The following is a 6,567-nucleotide window of genomic DNA, read 5'->3' on the forward strand; positions in this document are numbered from 1 at the left end:
CATTTATAAAATTAACAAAATTGAATTTGATAATTAGTTCTATTATTGAAACGGTAAAAATCAATTTACTATAAAAAAAAATAAAAAGAGAGCTAATAAAACAGGTAGAAGTACCTAAGGGTGATTACTTTTTATTCTTTATGTTTGAAAAAATAGAAGCGTAGAAAAAATAATTAGAAAAATTAAGGGTAAGAACATAAAAAAAAGCACTCTAGTTAATAACCATTGCTTGAGATTTAGATATTAGGTTATACTTCAAAATGATTATACTTCAGAGAAAATTTATTTATGATTTCGCTCCAAAAAAAATATACGATTCATTAATAAAATAAATGACAATTAAAAAGTAAATTATGGCATCAAAATACCTTAAATCATTATCAAAGGAAGATCATGAGGATTTAACTGAGAAATTATGGAACATCCAAAATCAAAATTGCTTCATTTGTAACGATAAAATTGATTTTAAACTTCATACTTCAAATATTGACCATATTAAGCCTTTGGCTAATAAAGGGAAAGATAGCGAAGAAAATTTTGCCGTAACGCACGAAAGTTGTAATAAATCAAAACAAGATGCTGACTTAAAAATTGCACGAACACTTTTTAAACTTAAAAAAGTACAAGATGATACTTTAGAAAAAGAAAACAAATCTGCATCACTGAGACATCTTTTACTTGCTTATAATGGTTCTAAATTTGATTTTAAATACAATGTAGATAAAGAAAAAATATCTTATAGTTTCTCGGATTTAGGTGATAATACAATTTATGAGACAGACATTCATACAGACTTTATTTCCAACGAAAAAACATGTTTTATTTCATTTCCGCTTGAATATATTTATCACGACGAATTAATTAATCCAAGGGGAATAAATAATAGCATAAGCAAATTAGTTAAAGAATTTGACAAAAAAAACCCTCAACTGCATTTAAGTTTAGGAAGAATTGAAAACAATAAGATAAAAATTTTTGATGGACAGCATAAAGCCGTTGCTCAGATATTATTAGGGAACAAAAGAATTTTATTAAGGGTTTTTATTGAACCTAATATTGACAGATTAACCGAAACAAATACTAATGCGGGTAGTATTTTAAGCCAAATCGCCTTTGATAAATCTATCATGCGACAACTAAATAATACTCTTTATTACGAAAGAATTAAAAAATATCAAGAAGACCATAATTTCAAGGAAGATAATTTTGATTTCTCAGAACAAAAATTAGTTGACTATTTTAAGGGAGACAATGCCAATATTAAAAAGTATATCATTGATAGTATTAAACATTCTATTACGGAAGCAAATGAAAACAAGTTAAAAGACTATATTGATAGAGATGGTAAAGCTAAAGAACTTCCAATTTCATATAGCGCTTTTGATAAATCGTTTTTATCCGTTTTTGTTGACAGTAAACTTTTACTATCAACTCCAATTAATTTTAAATCTGATGAAGGGCTAAATCCAAGAGAATTAGAAATTTCACAGACAATAAAACTTCTTAATATAATAGCAGAAGAAATTTATGTTTCAAACTTTCAACCTGAAATTGGAGTGGCAAGAATTGAAAGTAAAATAGTTGACGGAAAAGATATGGATATTTCCGATAATCATTTGATAGCCTATCGTATGAGTAAAGAGGAAATTTTAATAAATTGGTTAAGTTATGTAAGTGATGTAATCAATAATTATTTTAGTAATACAGGTAAAAAATTTAATAAAAGTTCTTTATTTCAACAAAAATTTGACGAACAACTCTGGATTAACATAACAAACTTCATACAAAATTTAAAATCATTGCCACTCTGGAAAGATAGAGGAATGGCGGGAACAATTTTTGCAGGAAAAAAGAATTATGATTATTGGCGACAAATTTTCGAACATGGTAAAACTATAGACAATGTTCCTGTATTAGCGAAACCAATTAACTATGTTGAAATGATACAACCTTTAGAGGAAGAATAATATTTTACGCTCAATATGCTTTCTAATTGTCTCTATATTGAATAGAATTATAAATTATTATTTTTACTATAAATACTCTCCTGTTAAAGTGACAAAATAGCTAACAGCATAAACTCTTTAGCATGTTTTCAAAACTTGAATTTTAAATAGAACCAAAACCGAAGAATATGCTAGCAACTGAAATTGAAGAGAAAGCTATTTTGATTAGAATTAATAAAACATTTCAAAAATCAATGGATAGACAGGCACTTTATGATTATACTCGTGGAAGATGGAAAGTAAATACAAATAGGGCAAAGAATGCCGAATATGCAATTGCTATTTTTAGAGGTATTGTTCAAGAAGTTTATGAAATTGAAGATTGGCACAAAGCAGGAACAACAGACAGTAGCAGAAAAATAAATGACAAGCCAGAATTGAATTCAACAAAAAGCTTGATTGGACGTTACGAATTTACAGGAAAACCTGCACCGAAAGAAATTAGAGAAAAATATATTCTTAAGTCGGTCAAACATTATTTTGTTAGAGGAAATTCAAATCCAATAAATTATATCAATCTTTAAAAAAGTATAATTTTGGTTAGGGAATTTTTGGGCGTTTAAAAAAGATAATAATTTAAAATCCCTCAAAAACGCCCAATCCGAAAAGAGCAAAGTCATATTTTACCGGATCTTGAGGGTCCATTTTTCTGAGTTTAAGATCGAGTTCTGTTAAGGCCTTTCCATCATTTTGTTTTCGGGTTAGGATCCCTAATTTTCGGGCTACATTACCGGAATGTACATCGAGCGGACACGATAATAATGAAGGTGAAATGGTTTTCCAAATACCTAAATCAACACCTTTGGTATCCTGGCGTACCATCCAGCGCAGGTACATGTTGATTCTTTTTGCTGCGGAATTGTTTAATGGATCCGAAATATGTTTTTGAGTTCGGGGCAAATGATCAATCTCAAAGAATATTTTTTTGAACTCACTGATGCTTTTCTGTAAGCCGTCTACTTCTTGATTTTTGGCAAAAACAGCTTCAAGACCCTTGTGATTTTTATAAATGTGCTGTAATCCTTTTATAAAGCCGCTAAAGTCTTTTCCGTTAAAAGTACGGTGTACAAAGTTTTCAAGACGCTCCAGATCTTCATCAGTATGTGACATCACAAAATCATAAGGAGTATTACCCATTAATTCCATCATTTGATGTGAATTTTTGATAATCATCTTGCGATTTCCCCAGGCAATTGTGGCACTCAAAAAACCTGCAATCTCAATGTCTTCTTTCTGAGAAAACAAATGTGGAATTTGCACAGGATCACTTTCGATAAAATCGAGATTGTTGTATTGGGTGACTTTTTCGTCAAGAAATTCTTTGAGTTCTTTTTGTGTCATAATGTAAAGGAAAGAGATAACCTAATTGTTGAAGGTTTTTAATTACTAATTAATCCATCAACCATTACTAACTTTCTATCCGCCATATTGGCTAATTCTTCATTGTGAGTTACAATTACAAAAGTCTGTCCAAATTCATCACGAAGCTGAAAGAATAACTGGTGTAAATTTTCGGCAGAATGGGTGTCCAAATTCCCGGAAGGTTCATCTGCAAAAATAACATCGGGTTTGTTGATTAGCGCCCTTGCTACAGCAACTCTTTGCTGTTCTCCTCCTGAAAGTTCATTGGGTTTGTGATGAATTCTATGGGAAAGCCCTAAGTAATCTAAAAGTTTTTTGGCCTCGCTTTCTACTTCAGTATTTTTTTTTCCGGCAATGAAAGCAGGAATACATACATTTTCTAATGCTGTAAATTCAGGTAAAAGCTGATGAAACTGAAAAATAAATCCTAAATTCAGATTTCTGAATTTTGATAATGCTTTATCACTCAGCTCTAAAATATTCTGACCGTTTATGGTTAAGGAAGTTTCGGTTTCTAATCCTGAAGGCTTGTCAAGTGTTCCCAGAATTTGCAAAAGAGTTGTTTTTCCCGCACCGGACGCACCCACAATCGAAACAATTTCACCTTTTTTAATGTGCAGATCGACTCCTTTTAAAACTTCTAATTTGTCGTAGAACTTATGTATGTTTTTTGCGTGGATCATTTTGAAACTGTTTCTACAAAGAAACAAAGATTCTTCCGATATCAAAATGGGTTGTAACAGAATTTTATGAAGAAAGCTATTTAAATGGGTATTGAAATTTTATGCTACATTTATGAGAAATTATTTAGCGAGATGAAAACAAAAATTGGGATATTAGTTTTGATAATTATACTTCTGGGGCTATTTGTTGGTGTCAAAGTATATGCTGATGATCAATTTGTGGTGTATAAAGCCGATCTTAAAGAACAAGATTTAAGATTATATTGGAAGAATGATAAAGGAGGAAATTTTGGAAGCATCGAGAACCTCAAACTTTGGTTGGAGAAAAACAAGGCAACGCTAAAATTTGCCATGAATGGCGGAATGTATAAAAGGGATAATTCGCCACAAGGTCTTTATATCGAAAAACAAGAGATTCTGGTTGCTTTAGATACCTTAAAAGCAGCGGGTAATTTCTACTTAAAACCAAATGGTGTTTTTTATCTGACAACAAAAAGAATTGCCAGAATTTGTAAAACAGAAGATTTTCGCAATGATAATACAATAGAATATGCAACTCAATCCGGCCCAATGTTGGTTATTGACGGAAAAATTCATCCTGATTTTAATAAAGCTTCGAGTAATTTGAATATTCGAAATGGAGTAGGGATTTTACCAGATGGAAAAGTAATTTTTGTATTGTCGAAAAAGGAAATAAATTTTTATGATTTTGCAAATTATTTCAAAAGCTTAGGTTGTAAAAATGCGTTGTATCTGGATGGATTTGTATCGCGTGCGTATGTGCCTTCAGAAAATTGGATTCAGACCGACGGAAATTTTGGTGCGTTATTTGCAGTAACAGAAAAAAAAGAATAATTAAAAGGTTTATTATATGGGAATTAAGAAACAAATTACCATTAGAAAATAAGTTTGTTTTAAAGAATTCTTTTTAAATTCGAATATCTAAATACAATGAAAATGCAGGAAGCCAAAGTAATGAACGACGATAGAACAAAGAAACTCCTTTTGGGTCTGGCATTGGATGCAATTGGAATGCTGACTTACAGTATACTAGGTTTTGCTGAGCCCGCCGATTTGATTTGGGCACCAATAGCAGCTTTTATAATGACCAAAATGTATCCGGGAAGAGTAGGGAAAGTAGCGAGTGTTTTAACTTTTATAGAAGAAATACTTCCGGGAACCGATATTATTCCATCCTTTACCATAACCTGGATTTATACTTACTTTTTTTCAAAAAGGGGGTAAAGAGTAATGCGAATTAAGATTTTTGATTGCTGATTTCAGATAGTTACGACATTATAAAATCGACTATTTCGTTATTTAACAACACGAGATCAAAAATCGTTAATCAGCAATCTTAAATCTTTTTTAATCGATTTTACCTCTTTTATGGTAAATTAAGACTGAGGTTTTGAATCTTTGAACAAAAATCCCAGTCCCATATTTTTAAGCATTTTCTTTTCAAAATTCCAAAAGAAACGGAATTGTCCGAATATGGTACCGATACCAACCAGTAAAACCTGATAGATCGGGAAAATAATTAACAGTCGTATTAGAGTAAACCAGCCTCCGAAATCCTCTTTGGTAATGCCTAGCAAGACGCAAAAAGGTTTAGACAGCCATGCAGATGCCGATCCTGTGATGGCAAAAACAATTAGTATGATTATGGCTTGTACATTTGAGGTGATGCCCCAACGTTTTTTTAGTCTGTTCATTCTTTATTTATAACGATTACAAATATAAGAACATTATCTTATAGGAACATAGCCTCCGAGCTTTTGTTTGTAAGTATTTTGAAAATAAATCATATAGTTATAAATAAGGTAATTTACTTCGTAACCATAATGAATCGTTGGCTGATAATCAATTCTCATTTCATATAAATTCGGACTGTAGCGCTGTGGCTGTAAAACACGATTGTTCCATTCGGTTACGTACAGATTGTTTTTGTTTTCGAGATAACTTAAAGAGTAATAATTTCGTGGAAGTGCTCTTGATGCCAGCCAGGTACTAAAGCCGTTATCGATAATGATCACTTCGTACTCTAAAGAATCGTTGGCAATTCGTACCGTATCGTTTACTGCGGCAGTAGACTTGCCGCCTGTATTTGTAGCAGCCGTATTTTTTGAAGCTGTCGAACAGGCTATTATGGTAAACAGAAGGCCTAATATAAAGAGGGATTTTTTCATAAATTTTGTTTGAGACTTAAATTTACGAATAAATGAGGAGAGGTTTTAGGTATTTAACAGTTTGTATAGAAAGGTTCTGAGATGCTAAGGTTCTGAGATGCTAAGGTTTTTGGTTTTGATCAATAAAGAAAGGTTGTTTGTGAGGAAAGGTTCTGAGGTGCTAAGGTTCTGAGATGCTAAGATTTTTGGTTTTGATCAATAAAGAAAGGTTGTTTGTGAGGAAAGGTTCTGAGGTGCTAAGGTTCTGAGATGCTAAGATTTTTGGTTTTGATCAATAAAGAAAGGTTGTTTGTGAGGAAAGGTTCTGAGGTGCTAAGATTCTGAGAT

General features: G+C 31.7%; 8 protein-coding genes. 4 read left to right on the plus strand and 4 right to left on the minus strand.

Annotated elements, in window-relative coordinates; translation table 11 throughout:
* The first annotated feature begins 353 nt into the window (after nucleotides 1–353).
* Nucleotides 354–1,967 (plus strand): HNH endonuclease, encoded by a 1,614-nt coding sequence (locus tag JO950_RS03775; RefSeq protein WP_202701315.1) that lies wholly within the window; start codon nucleotides 354–356, stop codon nucleotides 1,965–1,967.
* A gap of 167 nt (nucleotides 1,968–2,134) precedes the next feature.
* The gene (locus tag JO950_RS03780; protein WP_202701316.1) at nucleotides 2,135–2,530 is read left to right on the plus strand and encodes a hypothetical protein; all 396 of its coding nucleotides are present in this window, start codon (nucleotides 2,135–2,137) and stop codon (nucleotides 2,528–2,530) included.
* Between the two features lie 52 nt (nucleotides 2,531–2,582).
* Here JO950_RS03780 and JO950_RS03785 read toward each other — a convergent pair whose 3' ends face one another.
* Both JO950_RS03785 and JO950_RS03790 read right to left on the minus strand, forming a co-directional pair.
* Nucleotides 2,583–3,347, minus strand: coding sequence for a TIGR02757 family protein (locus tag JO950_RS03785; RefSeq protein ID WP_202701317.1), 765 nt, complete (start codon nucleotides 3,345–3,347; stop codon nucleotides 2,583–2,585).
* A 38-nt stretch (nucleotides 3,348–3,385) separates the two neighbouring features.
* Nucleotides 3,386–4,051 (minus strand): ABC transporter ATP-binding protein, encoded by a 666-nt coding sequence (locus tag JO950_RS03790; RefSeq protein WP_070906761.1) that lies wholly within the window; start codon nucleotides 4,049–4,051, stop codon nucleotides 3,386–3,388.
* A gap of 132 nt (nucleotides 4,052–4,183) precedes the next feature.
* Between JO950_RS03790 and JO950_RS03795 the strand changes: the two genes are divergently transcribed.
* Complete coding sequence (locus tag JO950_RS03795; RefSeq protein WP_202701318.1) at nucleotides 4,184–4,906, plus strand: phosphodiester glycosidase family protein; 723 nt, start codon at nucleotides 4,184–4,186, stop codon at nucleotides 4,904–4,906.
* A gap of 96 nt (nucleotides 4,907–5,002) precedes the next feature.
* Nucleotides 5,003–5,296: a hypothetical protein gene (locus JO950_RS03800; protein ID WP_202701319.1), complete on the plus strand. Its 294-nt coding sequence runs from the start codon at nucleotides 5,003–5,005 to the stop codon at nucleotides 5,294–5,296.
* A gap of 152 nt (nucleotides 5,297–5,448) precedes the next feature.
* Here JO950_RS03800 and JO950_RS03805 read toward each other — a convergent pair whose 3' ends face one another.
* Together JO950_RS03805 and JO950_RS03810 are read right to left on the minus strand one after the other, a co-directional pair.
* Nucleotides 5,449–5,766, minus strand: coding sequence for a DUF6787 family protein (locus JO950_RS03805; RefSeq protein ID WP_202701320.1), 318 nt, complete (start codon nucleotides 5,764–5,766; stop codon nucleotides 5,449–5,451).
* A gap of 33 nt (nucleotides 5,767–5,799) precedes the next feature.
* Nucleotides 5,800–6,240, minus strand: coding sequence for a DUF6146 family protein (locus JO950_RS03810; RefSeq protein WP_202701321.1), 441 nt, complete (start codon nucleotides 6,238–6,240; stop codon nucleotides 5,800–5,802).
* Between the last annotated feature and the right edge of the window lie 327 nt (nucleotides 6,241–6,567).

It is taken from the genome of Flavobacterium sp. UGB4466 (assembly GCF_903469665.1).
Classification (GTDB): domain Bacteria; phylum Bacteroidota; class Bacteroidia; order Flavobacteriales; family Flavobacteriaceae; genus Flavobacterium; species Flavobacterium lipolyticum.